This is a genomic window from Tardiphaga sp. 813_E8_N1_3, from assembly GCF_051811025.1.
Classification (GTDB): domain Bacteria; phylum Pseudomonadota; class Alphaproteobacteria; order Rhizobiales; family Xanthobacteraceae; genus Tardiphaga.
On sequence record NZ_JBPWQE010000001.1, the window covers coordinates 2,492,496 to 2,518,293 of the forward strand.

26 protein-coding genes are annotated in these 25,798 nt (G+C 62.0%); 8 read left to right on the plus strand and 18 right to left on the minus strand.

The annotated features are described in order from the left end of the window. Positions 1 to 34: 34 nt before the first annotated feature. Positions 35 to 1,054, minus strand: coding sequence for a TRAP transporter substrate-binding protein (locus AB8A33_RS11890; protein ID WP_439092940.1), 1,020 nt, complete (start codon positions 1,052 to 1,054; stop codon positions 35 to 37). A 163-nt stretch (positions 1,055 to 1,217) separates the two neighbouring features. Here AB8A33_RS11890 and AB8A33_RS11895 point away from each other — a divergent pair, with 163 nt between their 5' ends. Then, the gene (locus tag AB8A33_RS11895) at positions 1,218 to 1,952 is read left to right on the plus strand and encodes a GntR family transcriptional regulator (protein ID WP_439092941.1); all 735 of its coding nucleotides are present in this window, start codon (positions 1,218 to 1,220) and stop codon (positions 1,950 to 1,952) included. Here AB8A33_RS11895 and AB8A33_RS11900 read toward each other — a convergent pair. From AB8A33_RS11900 to AB8A33_RS11910, 3 genes are read right to left on the minus strand one after another with little or no spacing between them, the layout of a single operon-like run. After that, complete coding sequence (locus tag AB8A33_RS11900) at positions 1,949 to 2,440, minus strand: GFA family protein (protein WP_439092942.1); 492 nt, start codon at positions 2,438 to 2,440, stop codon at positions 1,949 to 1,951. The two genes, AB8A33_RS11895 and AB8A33_RS11900, sit on opposite strands and share 4 nt — an antisense overlap. A gap of 30 nt (positions 2,441 to 2,470) precedes the next feature. After that, positions 2,471 to 3,418: an alpha/beta hydrolase gene (locus AB8A33_RS11905; protein WP_439092943.1), complete on the minus strand. Its 948-nt coding sequence runs from the start codon at positions 3,416 to 3,418 to the stop codon at positions 2,471 to 2,473. Between the two features lie 26 nt (positions 3,419 to 3,444). Beyond that, entirely contained in the window at positions 3,445 to 4,224 is a 780-nt protein-coding gene (locus AB8A33_RS11910) for an SDR family NAD(P)-dependent oxidoreductase (protein WP_439092944.1), read from the minus strand. 225 nt (positions 4,225 to 4,449) lie between these two features. On the opposite strand from AB8A33_RS11910, the gene AB8A33_RS11915 reads away from it, so the two are divergent. Next, positions 4,450 to 5,370, plus strand: a complete 921-nt coding sequence (locus tag AB8A33_RS11915; RefSeq protein ID WP_439092945.1) for a DUF2155 domain-containing protein — start codon at positions 4,450 to 4,452, stop codon at positions 5,368 to 5,370. A 15-nt stretch (positions 5,371 to 5,385) separates the two neighbouring features. Here the strand turns inward: AB8A33_RS11915 and aat are convergent, their stop codons facing one another. Further along, positions 5,386 to 6,072, minus strand: coding sequence for a leucyl/phenylalanyl-tRNA--protein transferase (gene aat / locus AB8A33_RS11920; protein ID WP_439092946.1), 687 nt, complete (start codon positions 6,070 to 6,072; stop codon positions 5,386 to 5,388). Between the two features lie 286 nt (positions 6,073 to 6,358). On the opposite strand from aat, the gene AB8A33_RS11925 reads away from it, so the two are divergent. The 3 genes from AB8A33_RS11925 to AB8A33_RS11935 all read left to right on the plus strand — a co-directional run bounded on the left by AB8A33_RS11925 (position 6,359) and on the right by AB8A33_RS11935 (position 9,587). Continuing rightward, positions 6,359 to 7,714: an NAD(P)/FAD-dependent oxidoreductase gene (locus tag AB8A33_RS11925; RefSeq protein WP_439092947.1), complete on the plus strand. Its 1,356-nt coding sequence runs from the start codon at positions 6,359 to 6,361 to the stop codon at positions 7,712 to 7,714. 104 nt (positions 7,715 to 7,818) lie between these two features. After that, positions 7,819 to 8,025, plus strand: coding sequence for a hypothetical protein (locus AB8A33_RS11930; protein WP_439092948.1), 207 nt, complete (start codon positions 7,819 to 7,821; stop codon positions 8,023 to 8,025). Between the two features lie 116 nt (positions 8,026 to 8,141). After that, on the plus strand, positions 8,142 to 9,587 hold the full coding sequence (locus AB8A33_RS11935; RefSeq protein WP_439092950.1) for a DASS family sodium-coupled anion symporter: 1,446 nt from the start codon (positions 8,142 to 8,144) through the stop codon (positions 9,585 to 9,587). A gap of 56 nt (positions 9,588 to 9,643) precedes the next feature. On the opposite strand, the gene upp is transcribed toward AB8A33_RS11935, so the two are convergent. Genes upp through AB8A33_RS11950 form a run of 3 tightly spaced genes read right to left on the minus strand, consistent with a single transcriptional unit; the run spans position 9,644 to position 12,824 of the window. Beyond that, a complete protein-coding gene (gene upp / locus AB8A33_RS11940; RefSeq protein ID WP_068736713.1) occupies positions 9,644 to 10,273 on the minus strand; it encodes a uracil phosphoribosyltransferase in 630 nt (209 codons plus the stop codon). A 39-nt stretch (positions 10,274 to 10,312) separates the two neighbouring features. Further along, the gene (locus AB8A33_RS11945) at positions 10,313 to 11,557 is read right to left on the minus strand and encodes a URC4/urg3 family protein (protein WP_439092952.1); all 1,245 of its coding nucleotides are present in this window, start codon (positions 11,555 to 11,557) and stop codon (positions 10,313 to 10,315) included. A 10-nt stretch (positions 11,558 to 11,567) separates the two neighbouring features. Further along, on the minus strand, positions 11,568 to 12,824 hold the full coding sequence (locus AB8A33_RS11950; protein ID WP_439092953.1) for a GTP cyclohydrolase II: 1,257 nt from the start codon (positions 12,822 to 12,824) through the stop codon (positions 11,568 to 11,570). 251 nt (positions 12,825 to 13,075) lie between these two features. Here AB8A33_RS11950 and AB8A33_RS11955 point away from each other — a divergent pair, with 251 nt between their 5' ends. Next, on the plus strand, positions 13,076 to 13,573 hold the full coding sequence (locus AB8A33_RS11955) for a Crp/Fnr family transcriptional regulator (RefSeq protein ID WP_439092954.1): 498 nt from the start codon (positions 13,076 to 13,078) through the stop codon (positions 13,571 to 13,573). Here AB8A33_RS11955 and AB8A33_RS11960 read toward each other — a convergent pair. The 8 genes from AB8A33_RS11960 to AB8A33_RS11995 all read right to left on the minus strand — a co-directional run bounded on the left by AB8A33_RS11960 (position 13,500) and on the right by AB8A33_RS11995 (position 21,048). Next, positions 13,500 to 14,339: a metallophosphoesterase family protein gene (locus tag AB8A33_RS11960; protein ID WP_439092955.1), complete on the minus strand. Its 840-nt coding sequence runs from the start codon at positions 14,337 to 14,339 to the stop codon at positions 13,500 to 13,502. The two genes, AB8A33_RS11955 and AB8A33_RS11960, sit on opposite strands and share 74 nt — an antisense overlap. A 132-nt stretch (positions 14,340 to 14,471) precedes the next feature. Beyond that, positions 14,472 to 15,566 (minus strand): response regulator, encoded by a 1,095-nt coding sequence (locus AB8A33_RS11965; RefSeq protein WP_439092957.1) that lies wholly within the window; start codon positions 15,564 to 15,566, stop codon positions 14,472 to 14,474. Further along, positions 15,563 to 16,003 (minus strand): response regulator, encoded by a 441-nt coding sequence (locus AB8A33_RS11970; protein ID WP_089264105.1) that lies wholly within the window; start codon positions 16,001 to 16,003, stop codon positions 15,563 to 15,565. Before AB8A33_RS11970 ends, AB8A33_RS11965 begins: the two co-directional genes overlap by 4 nt. Next, a complete protein-coding gene (locus AB8A33_RS11975; RefSeq protein ID WP_439092958.1) occupies positions 16,000 to 17,523 on the minus strand; it encodes a sensor histidine kinase in 1,524 nt (507 codons plus the stop codon). Before AB8A33_RS11975 ends, AB8A33_RS11970 begins: the two co-directional genes overlap by 4 nt. A 114-nt stretch (positions 17,524 to 17,637) precedes the next feature. Then, a complete protein-coding gene (accC, locus tag AB8A33_RS11980; RefSeq protein ID WP_439092959.1) occupies positions 17,638 to 18,990 on the minus strand; it encodes an acetyl-CoA carboxylase biotin carboxylase subunit in 1,353 nt (450 codons plus the stop codon). Between the two features lie 30 nt (positions 18,991 to 19,020). Next, the gene (gene accB, locus AB8A33_RS11985; RefSeq protein ID WP_439092960.1) at positions 19,021 to 19,512 is read right to left on the minus strand and encodes an acetyl-CoA carboxylase biotin carboxyl carrier protein; all 492 of its coding nucleotides are present in this window, start codon (positions 19,510 to 19,512) and stop codon (positions 19,021 to 19,023) included. 51 nt (positions 19,513 to 19,563) lie between these two features. Then, entirely contained in the window at positions 19,564 to 20,031 is a 468-nt protein-coding gene (aroQ, locus tag AB8A33_RS11990) for a type II 3-dehydroquinate dehydratase (protein WP_439092961.1), read from the minus strand. Positions 20,032 to 20,319: 288 nt separating this feature from the next. Beyond that, positions 20,320 to 21,048, minus strand: coding sequence for a DUF1236 domain-containing protein (locus AB8A33_RS11995; protein ID WP_439092963.1), 729 nt, complete (start codon positions 21,046 to 21,048; stop codon positions 20,320 to 20,322). A 48-nt stretch (positions 21,049 to 21,096) separates the two neighbouring features. Between AB8A33_RS11995 and AB8A33_RS12000 the strand changes: the two genes are divergently transcribed. Together AB8A33_RS12000 and AB8A33_RS12005 are read left to right on the plus strand one after the other, a co-directional pair. Beyond that, positions 21,097 to 21,672, plus strand: coding sequence for a hypothetical protein (locus AB8A33_RS12000; RefSeq protein WP_439092964.1), 576 nt, complete (start codon positions 21,097 to 21,099; stop codon positions 21,670 to 21,672). A gap of 159 nt (positions 21,673 to 21,831) precedes the next feature. Further along, complete coding sequence (locus AB8A33_RS12005; protein WP_439092966.1) at positions 21,832 to 23,847, plus strand: pyrroloquinoline quinone-dependent dehydrogenase; 2,016 nt, start codon at positions 21,832 to 21,834, stop codon at positions 23,845 to 23,847. Between the two features lies 1 nt (position 23,848). Here AB8A33_RS12005 and AB8A33_RS12010 read toward each other — a convergent pair whose 3' ends face one another. Together AB8A33_RS12010 and AB8A33_RS12015 are read right to left on the minus strand one after the other, a co-directional pair. Continuing rightward, positions 23,849 to 24,757: a cation diffusion facilitator family transporter gene (locus tag AB8A33_RS12010; protein ID WP_439092967.1), complete on the minus strand. Its 909-nt coding sequence runs from the start codon at positions 24,755 to 24,757 to the stop codon at positions 23,849 to 23,851. A 199-nt stretch (positions 24,758 to 24,956) separates the two neighbouring features. Continuing rightward, complete coding sequence (locus tag AB8A33_RS12015; protein ID WP_439092968.1) at positions 24,957 to 25,727, minus strand: DsbA family protein; 771 nt, start codon at positions 25,725 to 25,727, stop codon at positions 24,957 to 24,959. Positions 25,728 to 25,798 lie beyond the last annotated feature (71 nt).

The following is a 25,798-nucleotide window of genomic DNA, read 5'->3' on the forward strand; positions in this document are numbered from 1 at the left end:
GGTCGCCGCGTGGTTGCAGTCAGCGATAGGAATCTCAGTCCTTATGGACGCGCTCGAGTTCGCTATTGAACAGCTTGACGATGTCCTGATCGTAGTCGGCAGAGAATTTCGCTGCGATCGGCTTGGTCTTGTCGCGCATCTTGTTCAGTTCGGCCGGCGCGATCTCGTTGACTTCCATGCCCTTGGCCTTCAGCTCGCCGACGGAAGCCGTGGCTGCATCGCGACTGACCTTGCGCTGATAGTCGCGCGCCTCATTGGCGGCATCCTGCAGGATCTTCTGCTCGTCCTTGGAGAGCTTGTCCCAGAACACCTTGCTGACCAGGATGATGTTGGTCGAATAGGTGTGGTTGGTGACGCTGAGATACTTCTGCACCTCGTAGAACTTGTTCGACAGGATCACCGAGAACGGATTTTCCTGGCCGTCCACCGTGCGTGTTTCCAGCGCGGTGTAGAGCTCGGAGAAGCTCATCGGCACCGGATTGGCGTTGAATGCCTTGAAGGTCTCGAGATAGACCGGGTTCGGGATCACGCGGATCTTGATGCCGTCGAGATCCTCGCCCTTGGTGATCGGGCGGCGGCTGTTGGTGACGTTGCGGAAGCCGAGATCCCAGTAGCCCAGACCGATCAGACCCTTCTCCGGCAGCTTGGCAAGCAGGGCCGAGCCGAGCGGACCATCCAGCAATGCATCCGCCTGCTTCGGCGTCGAGACGATGAACGGGAAATCGATCAGCCCGTAATCCTTGACTATGCCGACCAGCGACGTCGTGGCCGGCGACTGCATTTCCTGCGTGCCGGCGCGCAGTGCGGATTGCTGCTGCATCTCGGAGCCAAGCTGGTTGGCGGGATATTCGCGCACCTTCATCTTGCCGCCGCTCTTGGCCGCAACGAGTTCGGTGAACTTCTGCACGCCCTTGCTGACGGGATGATCGGTGTTGTTGAGGTGACCCCAGCGGATCGTGCGCTCCTGCACCTGCGCGGATGCAGGGCCGCCGGCGATGGCGAGGGTGGCGGCGATGGCGGCAAGCCAGACGGCTGACTTCGAGTGTGCGGACATGTTGAAGCTCCCTTGGATGGTATTTTTACTTCTTGACGTCACCGTCATCTACGACAGAACAAAAATCAACCTATATTTTACATTATCTATGATGATTTGTATCTGAGGCGCGGGATGATGTATGGTGGCGCAACGCGACCATTCCTCGTCACCAGGACATTTCATGCTGGATACCCCCATTGCGGATCGCGCCGGAGAGACCGTCGGCGACAGCGCCTATCGGCGTATCCGCAACGACGTGATTTTCGGCACGCTTGAGCCCGGCCAGAAGCTGAAGCTGGAGAAGATGAGCGTTGCCTATGGCACCAGCGTCTCGACGCTGCGCGAGACGCTGAACCGTTTGTGTTCGGAAGGCTTTGTCGTCGCAGAGGGCCAGCGCGGCTTCGAGGTCACCTCGATCTCGGCCACGGAATTCCAGCAGATAGCTGAGCTTCGCGAACTGCTCGAAGGCCATGCCATCGAGCAGTCGTTCAAGTCAGGCGATCTCGATTGGGAAGCGCTGGTGGTCTCGGCCCATCACAAGCTGTCCGCCATGGAAAAGGCCATGCTGGCCGGCGACAAATCGAAGACCGAGGCCTGGAAGCAGTGCGACTGGCAATTTCACCGCGCGCTGATCGCAGCCTGCGGATCGCAGGTGCTGCTCGATGCGTTGTCCGCGGCCTACGACAAGTATCTGCGCTACCAGATGCTCGCCGTCGTGTTTCGCGGCGAGGTCGCCGCCGTCGAGCATCGCGAATTGATGAATGCTGCGCTGGCACGGGATTCCGCGAAGGCGCGAAGACTGCTGCACACCCACATCCATGACTGCGTGAAGCATGCGCTTGGCAATTCGGACTGGCTGAGACCGGCTCCGTCGCGGCAGCAGACCATCCAGCAGCGCAGAAAACCGAAAACCTAGAACGGTTCGTCGTTGGGAGTCCGTTTCTTCTTTCTTCCCGGACGCTTCCAGACGACGCCCGGAAAACCCTTGAGTGGAACCAGGGGCTCGCCGGTATAGGTCCACTCCTGTAACTCCTCGATGCCGATATGATAAAGGGGCTGCCGGCCGGTGCGGCTGCCGAATAACGCGCGGGGAATGTTGACCATGTGCGGCGAGCGGGCGCGCTCGTAAAACACCGGCGTGCCGCATTGCGTGCAGAAGCTTCGCGCGGCTCCCGACGCCTTGTCTTCGAAGCGTGTAATCTCCGCTTCGCCTGCGGTGATGCGGAAACGCTTGCGCCAGCTGCCGACATAGGTGGCATAGGCCGCGCCATGCGCCTGTCGTGTTGCGCGGGAATGATCGTGCCACGCCCAGCGCGCCGGAAAATCGATTTCGAACTGAACCGTGCCGCACAGGCAACGGCCCCTGACCGGACCGCCGGGTGCGATCTTTTCCGGCTTCTTCATCGCGATTGCTCCTGGGGCGCCGTCAGCGCGCTAGCCCAACCCTTTCAGCCATTCCCCCATCTCATGGAGTGCCGTATTCGCCTTGAGCAGGATCTTGCCCATGGTGATGAAGCCGTGGAATTGGCCGGGATAGGTCTTATATTCCACGGCCACGCCCGCGTCGGACAGGCGCCTGGCATATTCATCGCCTTCGTCGCGCAGCGGATCGGCACCGGCGGTCATGACATAGGCCGGCGGCAGGCCCGCGAGCTTGTCCATGCGGGCAGGTGACGCCCGCCAGTTGTCCACGTCAGCCTTGCTGGTGAGATAGTGGTCGGCGAACCAGCGAATGACATTGTGCGTCAGAAGGCAACTCGTCTCCGGCTCGCTGTGCGAGGGATGGCTCATGCGAAAATCGGTGGCGGGATAGATCAGCAATTGGCCGGCAAGCTTCGGCCCGCCATTGTCCCGCGCATCGATGGCTACGATGGCTGCAAGATTGCCGCCGGCGCTGTCGCCGCCGACGCTGATCTGCTTCGCATCCACATTGAGCTGCACGGCATTGTCGGAAATCCAGCGCGTCGCAGCAATGGCGTCGTCGATGGCTGCCGGAAACTTGTTCTCCGGCGCGAGGCGATAGTCGACCGAGGTCACGATCATCTCGCCTTCATGCGCGAGAATGCGACACACCACGTCGTGGGAGTCGAGATCGCCGATCACCCAGCCGCCGCCATGGAAGAACACCAGGCACGGCGACATGCCATCCTTTTTCCGCAGGGTCTTTGGTGTGTAGAGGCGCACGGGAATAGCACCGGCCGGGCCGGGCACCGTCATGGAGGTGACGGAGGCCAGCTCAGGCGGTTCGGGATTGGCGACGGGGCGCGCTTTCAAATACCACTCGCGCGCTTCCTGGGGCGAGATGGTCTCATAGGGCGGACGGCCGGCATCGCGAAACACGTTGAGGACGGCGGCGGCATCGGGATCGAGAACGACGGGCATGTGATCTGCTCTTGGTTTTTAGATGTTTAGGCGGAGGTGCGGCCGCCGTCGACCGTGTAGGCGGAGCCGGTGACGTAGCTCGCATCGTCGGAGGCGAGGAAGGCGACGATCGGGGCGACTTCCCTGGCGAGGCCGAGCCGGCGCTGCGGCACGCGATCGACAACCTTCTCGACTGGGGCAGGCGCGCCGCGGCCGACGCGTGCGTCCACAATCGCACTCAGCATGCGGCTGTCGATCAGGCCGGGGCAAACGCAGTTCACACGTACATTGGTGCCGGTGCATTCCTGCGCCGCGCTCTTGGTGAGGCCTATCACTGCGTGTTTGCTGGCGCTGTAGACGGCGACTTCGGCCGAGCCGATGACGCCGGCGATGGACGCAGTGTTGATGATCGACCCCTTGTTGGCCTTCAGCATCACCGGCAGCACGTGTTTCATGCCGAGAAAGACGCCGACCACATTGACGTCGAGTACCCGCCGGAAGTCGGTAAGCGACATCTTCACGATGGGCGTGATCGTGCCTTCGATCCCGGCATTGTTGTAGAAGATGTCGATGGTGCCGAAGCGCTTCACGGCGGCGGCGACATAGCCGATGACGTCTTCCTCGCTCGTCACGTCGGCTGTGAGAGCGAGCGCTTCGGCGGAGGCGGGGAGTTCTGCGACCGCGCGCTGCAATGCGCCGGCATCGCGATCCACCGCGACGATCCTGGCGCCGCGCGCCGCCAGTAGTTTGATGGTCTCGGTGCCAATCACCCCGGCCGCGCCGGTAACGACGGCTACCCTACCGTCCAGACGGATTCCATCAGCCATATTGAATGCTCTCCCCATGCTCCGGTTTGTTCCGGATTAATGGCCGGTCGCGCATCGCGCGCCTGCCTGATGTGGACTATTTCACGGGGAGAATGACCTGACCAGCCGGGCGGTATGGGGAGCAGGGTGCCCTTTCGCCGCCGCATTCCACGTGTTAACCGGAGGCGATTACGCGGCCATTCAAATACAATGTCGCGAGCCTGATTCTCGATTGAGCCGCGCCGCATGTTTCGAACCCTGACCCTTGCCGGATTTGCGGCCCTTTTGGCCGCCACCTCACTGTCGCCTGCACCTGCGCAGGCGCAGTTTGGTCCGCTGTTCGGTGACACGCCGCCACGGCCGCCGGGTGCCGTGCCGCGTGGCCAGCAACCGCCGCCGCCCATGGACGACGAGGAAGAGGTGCCGGAACTGCCGCAGGGCCGTCTCCTGCCGACGCGTCCGGGCATGGGCGCGCCGCCGCCGGGCGCCGTGCAGTCGCAGCCGCTGGCACCGCCGCCCGGCAGCAACACCACGGTCGTTCCGCAGAATCCGCCGGGGCAGGGACAGGCCCTGCAGCCGGCCGCGCCAGGGCAGCAACAGCCCGGCGTCGCCAATGCGCCGCCCGCCGCCACTCCCGGTGGCCGCCAGCCGCCGAAGGTGGCGCCGCCGACGCCTGCGACACTGCAGCCCGGCGACGAGGTGGTGACCGAGCCGCCGGCGCAGAAGATCGTCAACAAGAAGGCGAGCTTCTCGGGATTGGACAAAATCACCGGCCGTATCATCAATTTCGACGCCGACATTGGCGAGACCGTGCAGTTCGGCGCGCTCCGGGTGAAGACCGACGCCTGCTACACGCGTCCGGCCACTGAGGCCGCGAATACAGACGCCTTCGTCGAGGTCGACGAAATCACGCTGCAGGGTGAAGTGAAGCGGATCTTCTCAGGCTGGATGTTCGCGGCCAGCCCCGGCCTGCACGGCGTCGAGCATCCTATCTACGACATCTGGCTGACCGACTGTAAGCAGCCGGAAGCCACCGTTGCGACGACACAGCCCGAAGCACCACGCGCGCCGCCGCCGGCCCAGAAGCGCGCCCCGCCGAAGCAGCAGCCGCGCGCCCAGCAGCAGCCCCTGCAGCCGCCGCCGGGCTTCCCCGCGTTCCGGCAGTAAACGCTACGGGGCGTCTTAAGAGGCGTCGTTCCGTCCCGTGATGATGTCCAGCACCGTCGCGCCCTTGAGCGGAAAATCTACCGGCAGTCTGTCGAACTCCGCGATGCCGTCGAGCGATGCGTCGAGCAGCTTGCGATAGCGCGCACGGGGGACTTCCTGCGCGCCGAATGACAGCAGGTGATCGGTGACGTATTGCGTGTCGAGCAGCTTGAAGCCGCCGGCGAGCAACCGCGCTACGAGATGCACCAGCGCCACTTTGGAAGCATCGCGTGCGTGGTGAAACATGCTCTCGCCGAAGAAGGCGCGGCCGAGCGAGACGCCATAGAGCCCACCGGCCAAAGTATTGTCCTGCCAGACTTCGACGCTGTGCGCGTGGCCCATCTCATGAAGCTCACCATAGAGATCGCGGATACGCGTGTTGATCCAGGTATCCTCGCGGCCCGGCTTTGGCGCGGCACATTCGGCCATCACGCGCTTGAAGGCGGTGTTGACGGTCACCGTGAAAACGTCGGAGCGCACGGTGCGGGCGAGACGTGAACTGATGCGAAAACCATCCAGCGGAATGACGCCGCGCATCTCGGGCTCGACCCAGAACAGGCCGGGATCGTCGGCGCTTTCCGACATCGGGAAGATGCCGCAGGCATAGGCGCGCAGCAGCAGTTCGGGCGTGACCTCGGACGAGGCGGAGTCGCGTGAGCTCATGCGGACAGCATAGCAGGCCGAGGCCGCCCGGGCGACGGTCTCTGCGCTCGACAAGCGCCGAGCGGATTGATGTAGCCTCGGGGATCGGGACCACGAACCAAGCAATGCTTATGCCCGGTATTTGGCTTACTTATTGGATCGGTCCTGGCCGCGCAGGGCACACTGACGCCAACGCGCGCTGATCAATCTGGAACCGCTCAACAACCGGCCTGGCACGCCTGATTGTTGCTTGATTGTTCGGGCGACGGACATAGCTATCAGGATGCAGGCAGGGAGCCTGTTCACCATGACGAATATCGTGACAATCGACGGCAAGGCATCGATCAGAGCGACAACACCTCATCGCGTGGTCGTTGTCGGAGCCGGCTTCGGCGGGTTGGAGACGGTGTATCGGCTGACCGGCGCAGACGTCAGCATCACCATTGTCGATCGCCGCAATCATCATCTATTTCAGCCGCTACTGTATCAGGTCGCGACCGCGTCGCTGGCAACGTCGGAGATCGCCTGGCCGATCCGTTATCTGTTGCGTGGACGCAAGGATGTGACGACACTGCTCGGCACCGTGACCGGCGTAGACGCGGCGGCGCGCCGGGTGCTGCTCGATGACCGGCAGGCGCTGCCCTATGACACCCTGGTGCTCGCCACGGGGGCTGGTCACGCTTACTTCGGCCATGACGAATGGGAGCCGTTCGCGCCGGGCCTGAAGACGCTGGAAGATGCGACGACCATCCGTCGCCGTATCCTTACAGCCTTCGAGCGCGCCGAACGCGAGAGCGACCCTGCGAAGCGCGCGGCGCTGCTCACCTTCGTGATCATCGGCGCCGGACCAACCGGCGTCGAGCTCGCCGGCACCATCGCCGAGCTGGCGCGCGTGACCTTGCCGGAGGACTTCCGCAATATCGATACGCGCGAGACCCGCGTGGTGCTGATCGAAGCGGGGTCGCGGGTGCTTGCGGGGTTCCCCGAAGAACTGTCGGCCTATGCGCAACGCTCGCTGGAGAAACTCGGCGTCGAAGTCGCGCTCGGACATGCGGTGTCGGATTGTAACATCGATGGCGTTGTCTATGGCGACAAGACACTCGGCGCCAGGACGATCATCTGGGCGGCAGGCGTGCGCGCGTCGCCGGCTGCTGAATGGCTGAATGTGGCCGCCGATCGTGCCGGACGTCTGCAGGTCAATCCGGATCTCACAGTGCCGGGGCATCCCGCGATATTCGCTGTCGGTGACACCGTGAGCATTGCTGCCCCTGATGGCAAGCCGGTACCCGGCATTGCCCCGGCCGCCAAGCAGGAAGGGCGCTATGTGGCGTCAGCAATCAAACAACGTTTGCGTGGTGAGACACCCGCGCCGTTTCGCTATTCGCACGACGGCAGTCTCGCACAGATCGGCAAGAAGCTCGCCGTGATCGACTTCGGCCGCGTCAGGCTACGCGGCGCGCTGGCGTGGTGGATCTGGGGCATTGCCCATATCTACTTCCTGATCGGGCTGCGTAATCGTCTTGCGGTTGCGATCAACTGGCTGTGGATCCACACGCTGGATCAGCGCGGCGCACGGCTAATCACGCAGGGGCGTGCCGTGGTCGACAGCCAATCCGTGCCGTCGCATAGCGGCGAGGAGAAGCGCGTCAGTTCGGCACGCTGAAATCTCGGGACGGTTGCCAGGGCGGCTTGGCAGAAACCCGCCGGCCAAGGTCCGAGTCTTTCTGGATTTTGAGATCACCGCTTTTGCCGAGCCAGATAGATGCAATGGACGCCGCCAGGCGTGCGATCCAGACCCATCTGGGACCCGCGCACCATTTGCGCCTCGCCCGCACACTGGCATCCCTGCGCGAGCGGAATGTGCTCGTGATCGGCAGCTTCACCCACCCCGCAGGGGGGACGCCGAGCGTGACGCGGCTGCATGCCAGCGCGACGCTTGTTGCGGATGCGAAGGGAGAGAGCAGCACGCTTTAACATGGTGATACATACAGCGCAGCTCGTGTGGCCGATTGCTCGGCAGGCAAAAACTGGTGTTACGTTGCAAGACGTGTGTCGCAGGCACGGCAGATCAGTTCGCGGGAGGATGGGCTGTGTCATTGAGCTGGAAGAAGATCGCACCTTTGGCCGTCTGGCTGGTGCTGTACGTCACCCCGATCCCGGCGGGGCTTGTCACAAATCAGTGGCATTATTTTGCGGTTTTCGCTGCGGTGATTACCGGCCTGATTTTGGAGTCCATGCCCGTTGGCGCGGTCGGTCTGATCGGTCTGACCTTTGCGGGCGTGATGGGATATGTCGAACACGATCCTAACAAGTCGCTGCGCTGGATGCTGAGCGGATTCTCCGAAAGCACGGTGTGGCTGATCGTCGGCGCCTTCGTATTCTCGATCGGCTATCGCAAGAGCGGTCTTGGCAGGCGTCTGGCCTTGCTGCTGGTTCGCGGCCTCGGGCGCAACACGGTGGGACTGGGTTACGCCGTTGCGCTGTCCGATCTGGTTCTCGCGCCGGCGACGCCATCGAACACCGCGCGCAGCGGCGGCACAGTCTATCCGATTGTCAGCAACATCCCGAAGATCTACGGATCGGAGCCGGGTCCGACAGCCGGCAAGATCGGAACCTATGTGATGTGGACCGCATTCGCGGCGACTGCAGTCACGAGCTCGATGTTCCTCACCGCACTTGCGCCCAATGCGGCTGCACTGAGCATCGCCAAGAAGATCGTGAGTGTGGACGTAGGCTGGTCACAGTGGTTCATCGGTTTCGCGCCGCTCGGCGTGCCGCTTATTTTGCTTCTGCCACTGCTGAGCTACGCAATTTGCCGACCAGAGGTGAAAGAAAGCCCGGAGATCGTGGCGTGGAGCGCGAGCGAACTCGCGTCGATGGGGGCGTTGTCGCGCAGTGAATGGATCATGGCCGGACTGGTGGTGCTTGCGATGTTCCTGTGGATCACCGGATCCAATCCCGACATCTCGTTGCCTGGCGTCGGTTCGAACTTCATCAATGCGACCATGGTGGTGTTCGTTGTGATCTCGCTGATGCTCGTCACCGGCGTGATCACGTTTTCCGACATCATCGCCGAGAAAGCAGCGTGGGAGGTGTTTTTCTACTTCACATCGCTGCTGACGTTATCATCCGGCCTCAACGATATCGGCTTCATCAAATGGGCTGCCGCCGGCCTGGCGGCTCCACTCGCCACATTCAGCCCGACCATCGCGATGATCCTGCTGGTCTCGATCTTCTTCTGGATCCACTATTTTTTCTCGAGCATTACGGCGCACGCGGCGACGATGCTGCCTGTCGTGCTCGCGGTAGGGTCGAGCGTTCCCGGAATCCCAATGTCGACTCTGACATTGCTCTGTATCTATTCGCTCGGCTTGATGGGCGTGATCTCGCCCTATGCCACCGGACCGGCGCCGATGTATTTTGGCAGCGGTTATATAGGCAAGGCCGACTTCTGGAAGTTCGGCCTGATCTTCGGGCTGATCTATTTCGCCGGCTTGCTGCTGGTCGTGATGCCCTGGTTACTGATGATCAACTGAGCCGCTGTCCAGGGAAGCGCGCGCGGTGGGAGCCGCCCGCGTATCGCCGCGCGTCGTTACCTGGTGCCGTAAGCACGGTCACCGGCATCGCCGAGACCCGGCTCGATATAGGCGTGGTCGTTGAGCCGGTCGTCGATGGCCGCGGTCCAGATCGGCACGTCCGGATGATAGCCGCGCAGGCGTTCGATGCCTTCCGGCGCCGCCAGCAGGCAGACGAAGCGGATGTCCTTGGCGCCGCGTTCCTTGATGCGATCGATGGCGGCCACCGCCGTGTTCGCCGTTGCCAGCATCGGATCGATGACGATCACCAGGCGCTCGTCGAGATTGGTGGGAGCCTTGAAGAAGTATTCCACGGCCACAAACGTTTCGGGATCGCGATAGAGGCCGATATGCGCGATACGCGCTGATGGGACGAGGCCGATCATGCCTTCGACGAAAGAGAGGCCTGCGCGAAGGATCGGTGCGAAGACCAGCTTCTTGCCGGCGATTTCCTTGCCGGTCATCTTCATGATCGGCGTTTCGATCTCGACATCGGTGAGCGGCAGGTCGCGCGTCACCTCGTAGCACAGCAACATGCCAATTTCGTTGAGGAGTTCGCGAAAGCCCTTGGTCGAGCGGTTCTTGTCGCGGATCAGCGTCAGCTTGTGCTGCACCAGCGGGTGATTAACGATCGTGACGCCGTCCATGAACCTCATCCGTTGCGAGAGTGTAAAACCGTCTTTGATCTAGAAAACCGTACCGTCGCTGATGACCTTCACCGGCGGCGAATGATCCTCGCGGCGCTCGCGCGCCAGGATGCGGCCGGCGACCCATGTGCCTCCTTCGAGCACCTTGGCCAGCGGCAGCGACGTCGCGTCGAGCTTCAGTCTTTGTCGCAGGCCGCCGGCGACGCGGTCAAGTAGCGCCACGGTCAGTGCCCGCCATTCCACGACCAGCGGCGACGATACGTCGTGCTCACGCGTGGCGTCAGCAGGATCGCGGAATTTCAGGACGCCACCATCAACGAAAAGGCCACCATTGCGATATTCGGCCAATCCCGTGAGCCCGTCGATATCGGTCACATCGATGCCTGCGGTCTGCAGTGGTTCGATCAGCGAATAGGCCAGCCATTGCGACAGCTTGTGCAGGGGCACAAGGCCGCTCGTCGCATCCGAGGTCGTCATCGCTGGATGCTTCCAGCAATCACCCAGCGCGATGCCGTCCAGCGTCAGCCGCGACGGCCAGATCGGACCAAGTTGCAGCAGCAATTCCGAGAGGATGGTGGGAGCGGGTAGGCGGCCATTGTCAGCCAGCGACGCCAGGCGGTCGAACAATCCGCCGGGCCGCGGCCTATCCCTGATACCGAACACATCGGGCTTCGACGCGACGTGTTCGCCAAGCCGGCGCAGCAGATCGGCGCGGCCGTCGATGCCGACCATTGGATTGGTGTCGGAGACCTGCATGCCGCGCTTGAGATCGCTGACGTCGAGCTGTGCAAGCTTGCTGGCATCGGCGCGCAGTGGCTGCGCGGGATCGGCAGAGAACGTGCCGCCGGCGAACATCGCGAGGCTCGCAAGACCGAGACCTTCGGAGCGGCCGATGGCCGCGCCGGTTTGGGGATCGGTATAGCGCCAGGTTGGACCGGCCCCGGCATCGAGGAACACGCTGGCGATGGCGAGATCGAATTCCGCGCGCCCGCGTGCTGCGCGATCAGGCCATGAAATGCCGCCCGCGACATCGGCCCAGCGATCGTCGCCGGCATTGACGAAGTGACGCCAGCGCGAATGGAACGGGACATCGAGCGACGGATAGGAGGCGCGCGTCGTGTCCAGCACCAGATTGATCACGTCGTCCATGCGCGTCAGATCGATGCGGAAGTTCGGAAGTTTGTCGTCGAGGCCGAGGGTCAGCATGCGTTGCGCACGGGTGCGCACGGCGTGAGCTGACAGTAGAGAGAGGGCGGCAGAGGCTTCCGGGGTCTGGGGATTCACTGCTGATATCTCAATACTTCTCAAGCCCGCGACCGACGGAGTCGATCAGATCCTGCGGCGTCACCGGGTCCGGCGTGAAGTAGCCGGCCGCCTTCTTGGCGGCGATCTCCACATGCGCATCGGCCGGGATCATGTCGTCGGGGATCGGCACACGCTCGACGATTTCGACGCCCTGACTGGTCAGCGCATCATGCTTCATGTCGCTCATGGAAATGAAGCGATCTATGCGCTTGAGGCCGAGCCAGTGCACCACATCCGGCATCAATTGCTGGAAGCGCGCATCCTGCACGCCGGCGACGCATTCGGTGCGCTCGAAATATTGCGCAGCGGCGTCGCCGCCTTCCTGGCGCTTACGCGCGTTGTAGACGAGGAATTTGGTGACCTCGCCGAGCGCACGGCCTTCCTTGCGGTTGTAGATGATGATGCCGAGACCGCCGGACTGGCCAGCGCGCGCGCATTCCTCGATACCGTGAATCAGATAGGGGCGGCAGGTGCAGATATCGGAGCCGAACACGTCGGAGCCGTTGCACTCGTCATGGACGCGGCAGGTGATCTTTGTCGTGTGATCCGGCAGTTTGCTGACATCGCCGAACAGATAGGCGGTAGTCCCGCCGATGGGCGGCAGGAACACCTGCAGGTCAGGCCGCGTAACGAGTTCGGGGAACATGCCCGCGGTCTGTTCGAACAGCTGGCGGCGCAGATTGTTCTCGCTGGTATCAAAGCGTTTGGCGAGACCGGGCAGATACCACACGGGATCGATGGCAATCTTGACCACGGAGACGCTGCCATTGGCGTGCACGACGTCGCCGTCGTGTTTGAGGCGACCGCCAGCTATCGCGGCCTGCAGCTCGGGCAGATCGAGCCGCGCCTTGGTGATCGCAATGCTCGGGCGGATATCGATCCCTTCGGCGATCTCGGGCGCAAAGTTCTCGGCAACGAGATGACCCCAGGGATCAAGCGATACGATCTTCTCGGGATCGGTCCATTGTCCGAAAGGCCCGACGATAGCAGCAGGATGGGTGTTTGTGAGGTCAGGACGCTTCAGCGGATCAAGCGCGCCGGATGAAACCGCGAGCGCGCGATAGACCGAATAGGAGCCCCCATGGGTGCCGATGACGTTGCGGTCCTGCGGGCGGGAGACGGTGCCGATGACCGGCCCGCGTTCGCGCGCGGTGGGTGCGCCCCACTGGATCGGGAAGTGATGCTTGGCGCCCGGCGCAGGATGCGACGTCAGGCGAATATGATCGATCCGGTTGGAACGGCTCATCGCAAAGGCCTCCTAAAATGGCAACGGCCCGCCTGAAAGGACGGGCCTTATTGCTAAGGAAGCAACTAACTATAACTATCTCTCAAACAAATGCAACAGGGCGAAAGACGCGGTAGCCGGCACGGGATGTCCCACAGGCTCTGCCGCACCCAATATGCGCGGGTTGCCGACAATTTCGGCGTATTCGGGCCTTGTGTCACGCGATCGTCACGGCGAGCATACGCTTCATCAACCATGTTGGAGTGCCTGATATGCGCGCCGTTCTGGATCATTGCAGCGATGGCGTGAAGCACAGCGTTGCAGCGGGCGATACGATCATCCGGGAAGGACAGACCAGCGGGCATTTGTTCGTACTGATCGAAGGGCAGCTCGACGTCGTCAAGGGCGACACGGTGGTTGCGAGTTTGACCGAACCCGGTGCTGTGGTCGGTGAAATGTCGGTGCTCCTCGAACAGCCGCATACCGCGAACGTGCGCGCCGCGACGGAGACGCAAGTCTATGAGTTCGAGAATGCGACGGATTTCCTGCGGGATCACCCGACCGTCGCGCTGATGATCGCGCGGCTACTGGCGCAGCGGCTCAATGTGGCGACGAGCTATCTCGCCGACATCAAGCAGCAATATGCCGGCCATGGTACGCATCTGTCGATGGTTGGTGAGCTCCTGGAAAACATGGTCAACCTGTCGCCAACGAAGGTGTCGCTAGGTTCGGACCGACACTCGGATCATCAAGGCGATCCAAGGATCTGAGCCATGGCGGCACGGTCTTGATCGGCAACGCCGGACGCAGCAGCGGAGCGTTCAGATCGATATGGTCAGCGCCTTCCGCCGATAACCAGAATGCTGTGCCGTCATCGAGGTCGAGCACGATGTAAGTCGGCGGCCGACCGAACTGGCGGCCTGCATTGAACACCCAGGTCTCACCAATCCGATCGTACCATGAGCCGTCTTTGACAAACGGAGACTCATGCACATGGCCGGAGATCACCATCGCGGGCCGATGCGCCTCGATCCATTGCACCAGTTCGACATCGCCGAAGTAACGCTTGCCGCCCCAGCTCGTCGGTGAGTTGGTCGGCGGTGCGTGATGTATCCAGATCCAGCGTTTTGCGTTTTGTGCGGATGCTTCGTTGAGTTGCTGCGCGATGCGCTGCTGAACCAGCGGACCGTCCCACCACGGACAGACCGTAAATAACGTATCGCCGATGGTGAGGCTGTCGCCATCGCAGGCGATGCCCAGTTGTCTCAGATCGCCAACCCATCGCGCGATCTTCTCGCCCTCGGCGTTACGTTCGTCGAGATCGTGATTGCCCGAACACAGGATCACCTTCGTGCGCTCGGCGAGCAAAGCGAGATACTTCTTCACCACCAGGATCTGCGCACGGAAGTCCACGACCGACGCGATATCCAGCGCGTCACCGGCAAAGATCACGAGGTCGAATTGCGGCGCGACGCTGAGTAGCCAGTCGAACTGGGGCAGCGAATAGTGGAGATCGGCTACGACAAGGCAGCGCATGGTAATCCGAGGTCTGGAAATGGAGGAAATATCAGCAGACTGAAAGGCGTAGTCTAGGCACGCGAGAACACCGCGCAAGGCGGGCAGGAGCGGCATATTTGTGCACTCAAGGTAACCGTTGTGCAGGCAGGCCTAGCCGGCAGCGCTCACGGGCGGCTTGGCCGTCGGCTTGGTCACAGCGCAGAATCGCAGCACAATGCGCGTGCCAGCGTGGTTGGGGTCGCGTTCGACGGAGGCGTCGAGCTTGTTCGCCATCGCATTGACGATGCGCTGGCCCATGCCGGTGGAGCGCGGATCGACCTTCACATTGAGGCCAACACCGTCATCGGTGATTGACAGTTCGAGCTGGTCGCCCTGCGCGGTGAGCACCACATGGATCGGGCCGGCGCCGTCGGGATAGGCGTATTTGACGGCGTTCATCACCAGTTCGTTGACGATGATGCCGATGGCTACGGCGCGGTCAGGATCGATCTCGACAGCTTCGGCCTTCAGCGTCAGGCGCGACATCCTGTTGCCCTCGGCCGAGCGACGGAGATCTTCCAGCAAGGCTTCGAGATACTGATTGAGCAGCACGCTGTTGAGGTCGTGCGACGTGTACAGTCGGCGATGGACTTGCGCCACGGCGGCGACGCGGCCCATGGCGTTGGTCAGCGCCACCTTGACGTGATCTTCGCTGGATGAATTGGCTTGCAGATGGAGCAGCGAAGCGATGATCTGCAATGAGTTGCCAACGCGATGATTGACTTCGCGCAACAGCATTTCTCGCTCGGCCGCGAGGGCCGCATAGCGGTCGCGTGACGCGTGAACTTCGGCTTCGGCGTCGTCGCGTGCCTTTGATATCAGGGCCTGTTTGATGGCAGTGGTGCAGGCGACATGCAGCAGCGGCAGGAAGTCGCCCTGGGTGTCCTTCACCAAATAGTCGGCGGCACCCGCTTTGAGGGCGGTGACGGCGATCTTGCTGTCCTGCGAGGCCGTGACGAACACCACCGGGGGCGGCGAAGGCAGCTTCTGAATCTGCTCAAGCGTTTCCAGCCCGTCGAGGCCCGGCATGTACTGATCGAGCGCAATGACGTCGATGCCACCCTGCTTGATCCGCTCGATCCCGGCTTCGCCGTTGTCGCAATGCTCGACGCCAAAGCCCTGCCGTGTCAGGCCGCGTGACACCAGCCGCGCAAGACCCGCGTCGTCATCGATATACAGCAGCGTGGGCGTCGTGGCAGATGTCATGTGGACGCTTGCGGAACCTGAATGACGGAGAAAAACAAACCGAGCTGGCGGATTGCGTTGGCGAAGCTCTCGTAGTTTACAGGCTTGGTGATGTAGACGTTACAGCCCAGTTCGTAGCAGCGTTTGATTTCCTGCGCGTCGTCGGTAGTGGTGAGGACCACGACGGGCGCGCATTTGAGAAATTCGTTCTCTTTGACCCGCTTCAGGATATCGATCCCGGTCATGTCGGGCAGGTTGAGGTCGAGCAGGATCAGCAGGGCTTCGCCCTTGTGATCGAGGCCAGTGCTATCCTTGCCGAACAGATAGTTGACGGCATCTGTACCGTTGGTGAACGGGATGATCTCATTATTGACACCCGAGCGCCTGATGTTGCGTTCGATCAGACGGGCGTGACCCTCGTCGTCCTCGATCATAATGATGGTGACTGGCTTGCTCATGTTTGTTTATCCCGGTTATGCCCCGTCCATCTGGCCGGCAGCGTGACGGTGAAGTTGCTGCCATTGCCGAGTTCCGATGACACCGACATGGTGCCGCCCATTCGTCGCACCAAAGCGCGCACATGGGCCAGTCCGATGCCCTGGCCGGGCTTGTCCTGTGTACCCGCACGGCGGAAAAGATCAAAGATGCGCTGATGATCCCGGGGATCGATGCCGCGGCCGTTGTCGATGATCTCGAAGATCGCAAAGCCCATCTTGGTGCGGCCCTTGACGAGAATGTCGCCGGGGACGCCGGGCTTCAGATATTTCAGCGCATTGTCGATCAGGTTGCCGAAGATCTGTTCCATTGCGAGACGATCGCTCTCGATGTCAGGCAATGGCTCGATACGGATCTGGGTTTCGGTCTCGGCTGCCTGATGCGCCACGGTGGAAGCAATGCCCTCGATGAGTTCGCGGGTGTCGATCTTCACCGGCTTGAACTCCCGCCGGCCCTCGCGGGTCAGATTGAGAATAGCGCTGATCAAGCGGTCCATCTTCCCGATCGATGACTTGATGAAGCCAAGCGCTTCGGTGAAATCGGCGGAGAGTTGCTTGTCCTGTTCGGGCAGCGCCGGCTCCGGCAGTTCGCCGTTCACATCGGGCACCACGGGCTCTTCGTTGGCGAGCGTTGCGATACGCCTGAAGATGTCGCCGCGCAGCTCCTCGAGCTCGCTGGTGAAGCCCATGATGTTGACCAGCGGCGAGCGAAGGTCGTGGCTGACGATATAGGAGAAGCGCTGCAGCTCTTCGTTGGCTTCGCGCAGGTCGGCGGTGCGCTCCTCAACGGCGGCTTCGAGGTCAATGTTGCTGTCGCGCAACCTGGCCTCCGCCTCATCGCGGGCGTTTGACGAGCGTCGCACGAGGAAGATCGACAGCGCCGCCAGGAGTACCACCAGGCCGGAGCCGACCACGGTGACCCACGAGGCCCATTGCTGGCTCTGGTCTGCGGTTCGGGTCCGTTCGACGAACAGGCGACCTTCCTCGGCGCGCATCGCTCGGGTGATGCTGGCAATGTCCTGGACCGCCTGATTGGCACCGCCGCGGCGCAAGATATCGATGCTCGACTGGATGTCGTTGTTCTTGATGCGGTCGATACCCCTGGCGAATTCCGTCAGTCGTTGCTCGACGGCTGCGCGCAGTTTGACGGTGTTGGCGACCTGGGCCGGATTGTCGTTGGCCAGACTGATCAGCTTGTCGACGGCCGGCAGGATGGCGGCCGCCGAGGTTTCGTATTCGGACAGAAACTGCGGACCGGTGGAGAGCATATAGGCCCGCGTGGCGCTTTCGGCGCGGCGGATTTCCAGCAGCAGGTTCGATATCTGGTTCTGGACTTCGACGGTGTGGACCACCCACCTGGAATCGTCGCGTGCCTGATTCACCAGGATGACGGAGGCGGCGCTGATGGCGGCAAGCACGAGCAATCCCGCCAAGAGCAGCAGGATTTGCCAGAGCGCTCGCCTGCGGGCGGCGTCAGCGGTCACGTAATACTCGCTTGGATTGCAGACTGAACTTCAATATGGCCCCCGCCGCCGGACGGCTCCCGGCAGCACAAAAACGCCGATGGAGGCAATTGGTTCCAGTTTGCTCCAGATATCTCAGGTCTTGGCAGGCTTGCCAGCCAGATACTGTTCCAGCCAGTGGATGTGATAATCGCCCTCGATAATGTCGCTTTCCCGGGCCAAGGCCCGGAACAGCGGCAGGGTCGTCTCGACGCCGTCCACCACGATCTCGTCCAGGGCCCGTCGCAGCCGCATCAGGCATTCCGGCCGATTCTTGCCGTGAACGATCAGCTTGCCGACCAGCGAGTCGTAGTACGGGGGGATTTTGTAGCCTTGGTAGACCGCGGAATCGATGCGGACGCCGAGGCCGCCGGGGGCGTGATACTGGGTGATCGTGCCGGGTGAGGGCCGGAAGGTCTCCGGGTTCTCAGCATTGATGCGGCACTCAATGGAATGGCCGATGATGTTGACCTCATCCTGCGTGCAAGGCAGGTCGCCGCCGGCGGCGATACGGATCTGCTCCAGCACGAGATCGATGTCGGTGATCATCTCAGTGACCGGATGTTCGACCTGGATGCGGGTGTTCATTTCGATGAAATAAAACTCGCCGTCCTCATGGAGGAATTCGATGGTGCCGACGCCGAGATACTGCATGTCCTGCATCGCCTTGGCGCAGATGCCGCCGATCCTGGCGCGCGCTTCCGGTGACAGGATTGGCGAAGGGCCTTCTTCCCAGACTTTCTGGTGACGGCGTTGCAGCGAACAATCGCGCTCGCCAAGATGTAGCGCACCGCCGCGACCATCGCCCAGTACCTGGATTTCGATGTGGCGCGGCTTGGTCAGATACTTTTCGAGATAGACCGATGCGTCGCCGAACGCAGCCTTCGCTTCGTTCGAGGCAGTGGACAGCGCCATCAACAAATCGGCTTCGGTCTGCGCGACCTTCATGCCGCGGCCACCACCGCCGGCGGCGGCCTTGACGAGGACCGGGAAGCCGATCTCGCGGGCGATCGCAATAGCGTCGTCTTCAGGGCCGACGCCGCCGTCCGAGCCGGGCACGACGGGGATGCCGAGCCGCTTGGCCGTCTTCTTGGCCTCGATCTTGTCGCCCATCAGGCGGATATGCTCGGCCTTGGGGCCGATGAACTTCAGATTATGGTCGGCGAGTATCTCGGCGAACCGCGCATTCTCGGACAGGAAGCCGTAACCGGGATGCACCGCATCGGCGCCGGTGATCTCGCAGGCGGCGAGCAACGACGGGATGTTGAGGTAGCTGTCTTTCGACGCCGGCGGGCCGATGCAAACGCTCTCGTCGGCGAGGCGCACATGCATGGCGTCGGCATCCGCAGTCGAATGCACGGCCACGGTCGCGATACCGAGCTCCTTGCAGGCCCGCAGGATGCGCAACGCGATCTCGCCGCGGTTGGCGATCAGGATTTTCTCGAACATGGCGTTCCGAAGTCAGAGGACGTTGTGGTGTTACTCGATGATGACCAGTGCTTCACCGTATTCGACCGGCGAGCCGTCTTCGATCAGGATCTGCGTCACGGTACCGGCCCGCGGCGCCGGGATCTGGTTCATGGTCTTCATCGCCTCGATGATGACCAGTGTCTGACCGGCGGCGACCTTGGTACCGACCTCGATGAAGGCCGGCTTGCCAGGTTCCGGAGCGCGATAGACGGTGCCAACCATCGGCGAGGGCACGGCGCCAGGATGCTTGGTCATGTCGGCGGCGGCCGGTGCGGCAGCAGCGACCACGGCGACAGGCGCGGGGCCTGCAGCAGGGGCCTGTGCGTAAGCGGGTACTGCGGCAGCAACGCTGATGTTGCGCGCGACGCGCACGCGCAGACCGGCGCGCTCGACCTCGATCTCGGTGAGGTTGGTTTCATCCAGCAGCAGCGCCAGTTCGCGGATCATGCCGCTGTCGTTGCTTGCTTGCGGCGTCTGTGTGTCGTCAGGCTTGCGGGCCATGGGCAATCCAATGTCTGAAGTGAAAGACGAATAAAGAGCGAAGCAGGCGCGTTACGCGATGGCGTTGGCGCCGATTTTTGCGGCGAGGCCGCTGATGGCAAGGCGATAGCCCTCGATACCGAAGCCACACAGACTGGCAAAGGCGGCCTTGGCGATGAAGGAATGGTGGCGGAAGCTTTCGCGGGTGTAGACGTTGCTGACATGCACTTCCACAGTTGGAATGCGCACGCCGACGATGGCGTCGTGCAGGGCGATCGAGGTGTGCGAGTAAGCGCCGCCATTGATCACGATGCCGGCCACGTGTTTCTCGCGGGCCTCATGGATGTAACCGATCAAGTCGCTTTCGCTGTTGGACTGCCGGCAATCTGCGGTCAGACCATATTGCGCGGCAGCGGCGACGCACAGCTTTTCGACATCGGCCAGGGTCGCATGGCCGTAGGTGTCCGGCTCGCGGATTCCGAGCAGGTTGAGGTTGGGGCCGTTGAGCACGTAGATGGTGTTGGTCGTGGTATTGGCCATCGGACATCCCGGGCAATCGCAATGGGCGCGGGCGGCGCCGTTCTGCGGGGGTTATAGGTAACCTGATTGCGGAGGGGAAGCCTCTAGACCCCCGGTTCCCCCAGCCAAATACCTCACCCAATTCATAAAAAGCCCGGTGGAACCTATGGAAAACGCTTATTAACCAAGGTTAAAGCCGCTGGCGCCATTTCCGGCAATCTGCCGACTCACGACAGGAGCGGAGCGTGCCGGATAGCAAACGGGCGGACCCTTTCGAGCCCGCCCGGGTGTCACATCAGATGCGCCGCCTTAGGCATCCAGCACTGCGACGATTTCGAGTGTCCGCGGGTTTACGACGATGATCTCGTTGCGAACCAGGAAGAACTCATAGCCGCGCCAATCCGGATAGACGGTGATGATCTCTGCCGGAAGCGGGTGGAAGCGGACTTCACGCGGCACGCGGGTGCCGACCGAGATCGAGAAGTTCACATTGGTTACGGGCTGGATATTCTGCTGCTTGATCACAGTCGTCACCTTGGTGCGCTGCTCGGTCGTGAGCTTGGCGCCCGCGCCGGCCTGACCGGTGGTCGTGGTTGACTTAGTCTCCGTCGATGTCGACTTGGTGTCGGCACCCGACTTGGAGTCGGTCGACTTGGTATCGGCCTTCATGTCCTTGCCGGCTTTTCCACTATCGCGGGTCGAGTCGGTCGTACGCTTGTCATCACGTTGCATCTTGTCGTCGGACTGCGTCGACTTCACCGTCGGCTTCTGCTCGGACTTGTTGGTGGTATCGGTCGCTTCGTCCTTGTTGACGGGGGCGTTACGTTCTGCCGGCGCAGCACGATCGGCAGATGCGCCGCCTGCGGGCGCACTCGTTGCGCCGCTACGCGCAGCACCGCCAGCCGGTGCTTCACGGCTCATTCCTGCTCCACCACCCGACGGTGCGGCTCCTGTGCCGCCGGGATTTTGCGCGCTAGCGAAACCCGAACCTGCGATTAGTGCAACAGCGGCGACGCTCATCAATAAACGGTTGTTCATCTTGGTTCTCCTCGCGATGCATTGCCCGCCGTACAACGGCAGCGAACGATGGAGGTTCCTGAGAAAGATAGTTCCCGTGCTTTTGTTGTGAGCAAGATACATGGCACACCGTCAGGGCTTGATGTTTGTCTTGTAGACTTCATCGCCATTATCATTGAGGACCACGACGTTACGAGCGCTGTGTCCGGCTATATCAACGGCGATTTGGTGAGCAATGTTTTTGGCCATATCTTTGGCCTGTGCATCGTTGGCACATTGGAGACCTACGGGATCCTCGAGCCGGAAGCCATCGACGATCTCGAAATGATATTTTGGCATAGCGTTTCCTTCATCCTCCGTGACAGGGAAAATCCGCCAGTGTTGGGGATGTTCCTGAGTCGGAAATCGAAAGAGGGAGGCCTATGCCCGGAACGAAATGGCGGCGCGTGTATTGCACCATCGAATAGGGAAATTGCCATGACAGCTTTTGTCGAAATGATCGTTGAGAAGATCGCGGACGCAGCGCCGATCGAGAATTCGATGTCGGATTTTGTCGCCGACATGCTGGAAAATACGGCAAACAAGCTGCCGCACTTCGAGCCGCGACCGGATGAAGATGAGGCGACGGTCCAGGACGTAGCGTAAGGATCGGACGTCGCGCGTAAACACCGCTGAACAATGACGCAATTCCATAAAGCCGGCTGTTACGCAGCTGGCGTTTTTGTTGCGTGTTCAACATGGACAGGGCGGGTGCATCGACTAACATTGCATCACGCTAGTCAGGTTCTGCGGAGCTATGCGTCGATGAAGAACTGGGGTGCGGTGATATTGGCGCTCGTAGTCCTATCGGCTGCGCCGGCGCTCGGATGGGAGCACTGGGGCGGCGATCGTGGTGGCTCCCGCTTTGCGCCTCTGAACCAGATCACCCCTGACAATGTTGGCCACCTGGTCGAGGCCTGGCGCTTTCAGACTGGCGATCTCCTGCGTCGCACACCTGCGCAGATGGCGCGCACCAAATTCGAAGCGACGCCGTTGTTCGTCGATAACAGCCTGATCTTTTGCACGCCGTTCAACGAGGTAATCGCGCTCGATCCCTTGAGCGGCCGGCAAAAGTGGCGTTTCGATCCGCGCGTCGCGGCGGATGTGCGTCCCGCCAACCGCTGGGTCTGCCGCGGCGTGACTTACTGGCGTGACGATCGCGCAGCATCCGGCGCGACCTGTCGCAGCCGCATCTTCATGGGTACCAACGATGCCCGTATCGTTGCGCTGGATGCCGCGACGGGACTGCCATGCGCCGACTTCGGCGCGCAGGGTGAGGTCAAGCTCGACCCGGGAATGCCGCTTGACGGCCCAGGTGAATTTCAGATCACATCGCCGCCGGTGGTTGGGCGCAATGTCGTGGTGGTCGGTTCTGCACTCGCTGACAATCGGCGTGTGAGTGCGCCCAAGGGAACTGTCCGCGTGTTCGATGTGCGCAGCGGCGCGCCGCGATGGTCGTGGGATCCGCTAGTTCATGACGGTATCGAAGCCGGCCACGCCAATGTCTGGGCGCCGATGTCGGTGGATGACGAACGCGGATTGTTGTTCCTCCCGACGTCGTCACCCAGTCCGGATTTCTGGGGCGGCAGGCGGCCCGGCAACAATGCCCATGCCAATTCGGTGGTAGCGCTGAAGATCGATACCGGTGAACTGGTGTGGTCGTTCCAGACCGTGCATCACGACGTGTGGGATTATGATGTGCCGGCGCAGCCGACGCTGGCCCGTATCGATCTGGCAAGCGGTCCGCGCGACGTCGTCATCCAGGCCACCAAGCAAGGCTTTCTGTTCGTGCTGGATCGCACCAGCGGCGCGCCGATCTGGCCGGTGGAGGAGAGGACCGTTCCGCAAGGCGGCGTTGAGGGCGAAGCGCTGGCGCGGACTCAGCCGTTCCCCACGCACCTTCCGACACTGGTGCCGCAACGCGTTACGCCGGATGATGCATTTGGTGTGACGTTCTGGGATCGCGATAAGTGCCGGGATGCGCTGGCCAGTGGGCGCAATGAGGGTCTCTACACGCCGCCTGCAACGGGTGCCGGTACGCTGCTGTTTCCGATGACCGGCGGCGGCGTCAATTGGGGCGGCGTTGCATTCGATCCCGTCCGGCAGGTGCTCTACGCCAATACGAGTCGCGCCGTGCAGCGGGTCACGTTGATCCCGCGCGCCGAGGCGCAGAATTACAAGCCGCCAGCCGGTACCGATTTCGGTGTACAGCGCGGCGCGCCCTTTGCCATGACGCGGGCGCTGGTGGCGTCGCCGCTCGGCATGCCCTGTAACAAGCCGCCCTGGGGTGCCATGGTTGCGGTGGACCTCAAGGCCGGCAACGTGCTCTGGGAATCGAAGGTCGGCACGACAGAGGATATCGCGCCGCTCGGTCTCGCACTGGCCACCGGCACGCCGCTGGTCAACGGCCTGCTTGTGACGCGTGGCGGCGTGATCTTCACCGGCGCGATGGATGCGTACCTGCGTGCGTATGATGCGAAGACCGGCACTGAACTCTGGCAGGGGCGGCTGCCGGTGCCTGGCATCGCTAATCCCATGACTTACGCCATCGGTGGAGAGCAGTATGTGGTCATCGCCGCCGGTGGCCATTCCGAATCCGGCACCTCGATCGGCGACAGCGTCGTGGCATTTCGTCTTGCGCGCGACGGAGAGGCGCCTTCGCTGCGCTCGCTTTATATCGATCGTCCCGGCGGCCGGCTCCGCGCCGGCGCGATCACGCTGGGCGCGGTGCTACTCGCCGTCGGCATTGTCTGGCGTACCAAGCGCAAGGCGCGGGCGTGACTTACACCCAGCGCTTGTCGGCGGTGAAATCGACCGTCAGCCAGTAACCCGGGCTGAGACCGCCCATGGCCAGCGCGATTTCGGCACGGATGGCGTCGAGTTCGGCGAAAGTCTTGCTGATCTCGCCGGATGGCGCGACCAGCCCGATTTCAATGAATTGCTGGCGGCCGGAGCGCATCACATGCGAGCTGTAGTCGCTGAAGCCATGTTTATGCGCGATCGATTGCGCGAGTTCGCGAACCTCTTCGTCGAGATCGCTTGGCGCGACCTGCAGGATGTCGCGGCCGGCATTCCAGATCGTCGAGAGCGGAAACGGCAGCAGGCAGATCGCAACCACCAGCAGGATCAGTGGATCGACCAGCGGCGCATAGGCCGCTGCTGGAGTCTTCGCCATCACCGCTCCGAGCAGGAAGCTGATGCAGACCGCGAGGCTGAGCACGCCGCCCATCAGCCAGGCACGGGCATCGATGTCGAGCAGTTGCGAGCCATGTTCGCCGGCCGAGCGGCGGATATAGATGCTCATGCCGAAGCTGATGGCGCCCGCCACCGCGGCGAAGATAGCGCCGGGGCCGAATTCGATGGCGCGTCCACCCGTGATCAGCCCGTTGAGACCGTCAATGAAGGCATAGGCGCAGGCGAAGCTGAGCACCGTGCCGTTGATCAGCGCGAGGAGCGGTTCGAGATGCCAGTAGCCATACTGGAAGCGGTCGTCTTCGCCTCTGCTGATCAGTCGTGCGGTCAGCAATGCAACGCCGGTCATGGCTGCGTCGATCAACGTGTAGAAACCGTCGAAGGCGATGGCACGCGAACTGATGGCGAGCCCGAAAGCGATGCTGGCAAACGAAATGAGAAGCGTGACGTAAATGGAAATCTTCAGGAGCCGCTGCTCCTGTTTGGTATCGGTCAACATTGGGAACTTAAGCGGAGTGTCCGCTGCATCCTTTTTACCATTGGGGATGTCTCACTCTATCACAGAGCGCGTTCGACCGCGCAGAACGCCCGCAGAAGATAAATAAAAAACCGGCTGCAATGCAGCCGGTTTGTCATATTTCCGCGATGTTCGTCTCAAATCAGGTGGAGGTATCAATCGACCTCGCCGATATTAATACTTATGAACAGATCGCCTTGCCGCAGCGCGCCTGATTGATCTTCTCCTTCAACGCTTCGGCGCCGACGGCACCGATCACCACCTGCTTGCCGATCACGTAGCTGGGCGTGCCGTTCATGCCCATGGACTCCGCGAGCTTGAAGTTCTCTTCGATGGTGGCGCGCACTTCCGGGCTGGTCATGTCCTTTTCCAGTCTGGCAACGTCGAGACCGGCTTCCTTCGCGGCAGCCATAGCGCGGGCCTTGTCGGCCTGGCCGCGGCCGCTCAGCAGCTTCTGGTGAAAGTCGAGATACTTCTTGCCGGTCGGGTCCTGCATGCGCACGGCGACCGCGACCTGGGCGGCTTCAACCGAGCCGGGCCCGAGCACCGGGAATTCCTTCAGCACGACCTTGAGCTTCGGATCGCTCTTCATGATGCCGACCATGTCGTCCATGGCGCGCTTGCAGTAGCCGCAATTGTAATCGAAGAATTCGACGAAGGTGACGTCGCCATCCTTGTTGCCGACGACGACACCGCGCGGCGAGTTGAAGATGGTGTTTGCATTCGCGGCGATTGCAGCCTGGTGCTTCTCGGCTTCGGCCTGGGCCTGACGCTTGGTGAGCTCGGCCGAGACCTCTTCGAGGATTTCCGGATGGGTGATCAGGTAATCCTTGATGAGCTTCTGGATCTCGCCGCGCTGGGCGTCATTGAACGTCTGCGCCGATGCGACCGCAGGCGCGCCACACAGCGCAAGAGCCACGGCGGCGGAGGCGAGAAAACGGAACGAAGGCATGGGCAAATTATCCTTTGGAAAGGGCCGAGTCAGAAAGCCACGTGTCATTTGGGAAGCTGCTTAGCATTTTG

What these genes read in the sequence shown, in the direction of transcription:
- AB8A33_RS11890 (WP_439092940.1), bottom strand. Translation starts at nt 1,054, where the DNA reads ATGTCCGCACACTCGAAGTCAGCCGTCTGGCTTGCCGCCATCGCCGCC.
- AB8A33_RS11895 (WP_439092941.1), top strand. Translation starts at nt 1,218, where the DNA reads ATGCTGGATACCCCCATTGCGGATCGCGCCGGAGAGACCGTCGGCGAC.
- AB8A33_RS11900 (WP_439092942.1), bottom strand. Translation starts at nt 2,440, where the DNA reads ATGAAGAAGCCGGAAAAGATCGCACCCGGCGGTCCGGTCAGGGGCCGT.
- AB8A33_RS11905 (WP_439092943.1), bottom strand. Translation starts at nt 3,418, where the DNA reads ATGCCCGTCGTTCTCGATCCCGATGCCGCCGCCGTCCTCAACGTGTTT.
- AB8A33_RS11910 (WP_439092944.1), bottom strand. Translation starts at nt 4,224, where the DNA reads ATGGCTGATGGAATCCGTCTGGACGGTAGGGTAGCCGTCGTTACCGGC.
- AB8A33_RS11915 (WP_439092945.1), top strand. Translation starts at nt 4,450, where the DNA reads ATGTTTCGAACCCTGACCCTTGCCGGATTTGCGGCCCTTTTGGCCGCC.
- aat (WP_439092946.1), bottom strand. Translation starts at nt 6,072, where the DNA reads ATGAGCTCACGCGACTCCGCCTCGTCCGAGGTCACGCCCGAACTGCTG.
- AB8A33_RS11925 (WP_439092947.1), top strand. Translation starts at nt 6,359, where the DNA reads ATGACGAATATCGTGACAATCGACGGCAAGGCATCGATCAGAGCGACA.
- AB8A33_RS11930 (WP_439092948.1), top strand. Translation starts at nt 7,819, where the DNA reads ATGGACGCCGCCAGGCGTGCGATCCAGACCCATCTGGGACCCGCGCAC.
- upp (WP_068736713.1), bottom strand. Translation starts at nt 10,273, where the DNA reads ATGGACGGCGTCACGATCGTTAATCACCCGCTGGTGCAGCACAAGCTG.
- AB8A33_RS11950 (WP_439092953.1), bottom strand. Translation starts at nt 12,824, where the DNA reads ATGAGCCGTTCCAACCGGATCGATCATATTCGCCTGACGTCGCATCCT.
- AB8A33_RS11955 (WP_439092954.1), top strand. Translation starts at nt 13,076, where the DNA reads ATGCGCGCCGTTCTGGATCATTGCAGCGATGGCGTGAAGCACAGCGTT.
- AB8A33_RS11960 (WP_439092955.1), bottom strand. Translation starts at nt 14,339, where the DNA reads ATGCGCTGCCTTGTCGTAGCCGATCTCCACTATTCGCTGCCCCAGTTC.
- AB8A33_RS11965 (WP_439092957.1), bottom strand. Translation starts at nt 15,566, where the DNA reads ATGACATCTGCCACGACGCCCACGCTGCTGTATATCGATGACGACGCG.
- AB8A33_RS11970 (WP_089264105.1), bottom strand. Translation starts at nt 16,003, where the DNA reads ATGAGCAAGCCAGTCACCATCATTATGATCGAGGACGACGAGGGTCAC.
- accC (WP_439092959.1), bottom strand. Translation starts at nt 18,990, where the DNA reads ATGTTCGAGAAAATCCTGATCGCCAACCGCGGCGAGATCGCGTTGCGC.
- accB (WP_439092960.1), bottom strand. Translation starts at nt 19,512, where the DNA reads ATGGCCCGCAAGCCTGACGACACACAGACGCCGCAAGCAAGCAACGAC.
- aroQ (WP_439092961.1), bottom strand. Translation starts at nt 20,031, where the DNA reads ATGGCCAATACCACGACCAACACCATCTACGTGCTCAACGGCCCCAAC.
- AB8A33_RS11995 (WP_439092963.1), bottom strand. Translation starts at nt 21,048, where the DNA reads ATGAACAACCGTTTATTGATGAGCGTCGCCGCTGTTGCACTAATCGCA.
- AB8A33_RS12000 (WP_439092964.1), top strand. Translation starts at nt 21,097, where the DNA reads ATGGAGGTTCCTGAGAAAGATAGTTCCCGTGCTTTTGTTGTGAGCAAG.
- AB8A33_RS12005 (WP_439092966.1), top strand. Translation starts at nt 21,832, where the DNA reads ATGAAGAACTGGGGTGCGGTGATATTGGCGCTCGTAGTCCTATCGGCT.
- AB8A33_RS12010 (WP_439092967.1), bottom strand. Translation starts at nt 24,757, where the DNA reads ATGTTGACCGATACCAAACAGGAGCAGCGGCTCCTGAAGATTTCCATT.
- AB8A33_RS12015 (WP_439092968.1), bottom strand. Translation starts at nt 25,727, where the DNA reads ATGCCTTCGTTCCGTTTTCTCGCCTCCGCCGCCGTGGCTCTTGCGCTG.